The sequence below is a fragment of the Mesorhizobium sp. M7A.F.Ca.CA.002.15.2.1 genome (assembly GCF_003998715.1).
GTDB classification, from domain to species: domain Bacteria; phylum Pseudomonadota; class Alphaproteobacteria; order Rhizobiales; family Rhizobiaceae; genus Mesorhizobium; species Mesorhizobium ciceri.
On record NZ_RZPI01000696.1, the window covers coordinates 1 to 2,851 of the forward strand.

2 protein-coding genes and 1 pseudogene are annotated in these 2,851 nt (G+C 63.0%); 1 reads left to right on the forward strand and 2 read right to left on the reverse strand.

What is annotated here, in order from left to right:
- Nucleotides 1-369 (reverse strand): annotated as a pseudogene (locus ENZ74_RS27715) (MFS transporter); the annotation flags it as partial.
- Between the two features lie 60 nt (nt 370-429).
- Complete coding sequence (locus tag ENZ74_RS27720) at nt 430-1,419, reverse strand: AraC family transcriptional regulator (protein WP_063170228.1); 990 nt, start codon at nt 1,417-1,419, stop codon at nt 430-432.
- A gap of 160 nt (nt 1,420-1,579) precedes the next feature.
- Between ENZ74_RS27720 and ENZ74_RS27725 the strand changes: the two genes are divergently transcribed.
- The coding region (locus tag ENZ74_RS27725; protein WP_127313144.1) for a monovalent cation:proton antiporter-2 (CPA2) family protein at nt 1,580-2,851 on the forward strand (1,272 nt) is incomplete at its 3' end.

The window sequence follows — 2,851 nt, forward strand, 5'->3', positions numbered from 1 at the left end:
GCCCAACAGCAACAGCCAGAAATCGGTCGCCAGCGCCGCCAGGACATTGGAACCGACCGCAAGAGCACTGAGACCAACCAGCACCGCCTTGCGGTTCAAGCGGCCGATGAGAACATTGCTCAACATGGCCGTCACGGCGCCGACGGAAGCGGTGGCGGTGACTACCTGTCCGGCCGTCCCCTCGCTGATGCCGAGATCGCGTGCCATTGGCGTCAGCAGACCTGCGGGCAGGAATTCGGCCGACACCAAGGCAAAGCTGGTGGCCGCCAATGAAATGACCGCGAACCAGGTGGCTGCGCTCCACGCGGCTGGTGCATCGGCATCAAGGCCAGTCGCGGCGTCTTCAAGCTGTAATGTTGTGTCAGTCACGGAAAGATCTCCAAAGTTTGGAGGTCTTAAATAGGCGAGTCCGCTCGGATGATATGTATCTTAGAATCCGAAATTCATATCCATTCGTCCGGGAATTGTGCGACGCACAACGCCCGGCGAGACATTGGTGATGCGCTTGAACGCGCGCGCGAAGGATGCCTCCGAATCATAGCCCAAACGGGTAGCGACTTCGGCAACCGACAAGCCGTTTTGGCCCAGCAATTCGCGGGCAAGCTGCATGCGCAGGCGGGCGAGATAGTGTGCGGCACCCTCCCCCAATACCGCACTGAAACGCTCGGCGAAAATCGAGCGCGATTGGCCTGCCACGCCGGCCAGGCTTCCCAGCGTCCAGTTGTGGCCGGGGTCGCGGTGCATGGCCGCCAAAGCGCGGCCTATATGGGGGTCGCGGATGGCTGCGAGCCAACCGGTGGTCGAGGCTCCATTGCAATTGACCCAGCAGCGTATGAGCCGGGCCGTCAGCAAGTCGGCCATACGCGACAGAATCGTGGCGCTGCCCATCTGCGGCTGCGAGGCCTCCACCGTCATGGCCGCCAGCAAAGGACCGACGACCGGGTCATTGCCGGCCACGTCGCAACCCTTGATGACAGGCGGCATCAACGTGATCAATGGGTTGAGCGCATAGGAGTCCAAGGCCATGGAGCCGCAGAAAAGGGTGCTCGTCGCGCCCGTTCCTTGCCGTACCACTTCGCAGACGTTGCCCCCCAACTTGATCACCTGGCAACCTTCGAGCGAGCCCCCTGCAACGTCCGGCGCGCTCGCCAGCCGATGGGCGATGCCTTGCGGCAGCAGCACCAGATCGCCATCGCGCAGCTCCTGCCAACCTTGCGATTCAGTATGAATCCAGCATGGGCCCTGGCCGACAAAGTGAAACCGAAGCAGCTGTTGTTGCGGAAAGTCTATGCTCCATGGGTGCCGGAGTTCGCAGCGGCCATAGTTGACACCACTCAAGCGAAAGTCTTGCAGAACTTCGCTGAGCGCATCCATCGGGATATGTGGCGGCGAGGACGGCCGGGACGAATGGTCAAACATATACGCAATATAGATGCCGAACGTCCGGCAGGCAAGCGGGGACCGTTGTTCCACCAGGTCAATCACTGCAACGGCACCCTACCCTTTCCGGCAGATTTCTCGCCTTGCCTCCCGCTCCAACTGCATGCAAGGAGTGCTGCAAGACACAGGGACAAGAGGCATGGCGGCGGAAGCATCGGGCAGTGATCTGGTTCAGGTGGTGGCGCTGCTTGCTGCCGGTGTCGTCGCCGTTCCCATCTTCAAGCGCATGGGCCTCGGCTCGATCCTCGGCTATCTGGCTGCCGGCGTGGTGATCGGCCCGTTCGGCCTCGGCGTCTTTTCCGAATCGGAAGCCATTCTTCATGTCGCCGAACTCGGCGTGGTGATGTTCCTGTTCATCATCGGGCTGGAAATGCAGCCATCGCGGCTCTGGGGCCTGCGCCGCGAGATCTTTGGCCTCGGTGCGTTGCAGGTCGGCGTCTGCGCGCTCCTGCTGACCGGGGTCGGCATGGCTGGAGGGTTTCCAATCGCGCAATCCTTCGTCGCCGGCGCCGGGTTCGTGCTGACCTCGACAGCGATCGTCATGCAGCTTCTCGAGGAACGCGGCGAAATCGCCGCGCCGAAAGGCCAGCGCATCGTATCGGTCCTGCTGCTCGAGGATCTTGCCATCGTGCCGCTGCTGGCCCTGATCGCGCTTCTGTCGCCCGGCGGTGCCGACACCAGCCTATCGGAGCGGCTGACCGAGGTCGGCATCGGCCTCGCCGCGATCGTCGGCCTGGTTGTGGCCGGCCGTTATCTGCTCAATCCGTTCTTCCGCATCCTGGCGGATGCCCGTGCCCGCGAGGTGATGACGGCGGCGGCACTTCTGGTCGTTCTCGGATCCGCGCTCGCCATGCAGCTCAGCGGCCTGTCGATGGCGATGGGCGCCTTCCTGGCCGGTGTGCTTTTGTCCGAATCGACCTTCCGCCATCAGCTCGAAGCCGATATCGAACCGTTCCGCGGCATCCTGCTCGGTCTGTTCTTTCTCGCGGTGGGCATGTCGCTCGACCTGCATGTGGTCGCGGCGAACTGGCGGCTGATTGCCATCTATGTCGTCGCCTACATGGTGATGAAGGCATTCGGCATCTACATCGTCGCCCGTATCCTGAAAACCAGCCACCGCGAGGCGCTTGAGCGCGCGGTCTTCATGGCGCAAGGCGGTGAGTTCGCCTTTGTCCTTTATTCGGCGGCCGCGGCGGTCGGCATCATCGACGGCAACGCCAATGCGACGCTGACGGCGATCGTCATCATCTCCATGGTGCTGACGCCGCTGGCCATCATCGCCTTGCGCTATCTGACGCCGCGCGACGAGCAGTCGCTCGACGGCGTCGACGTCGCCGATGGCCTGACCGGCAGCGTGCTGATCATCGGCTTCGGCCGCTTCGGCCAGATCGCCAGCCAGCCGCTGCTGCTG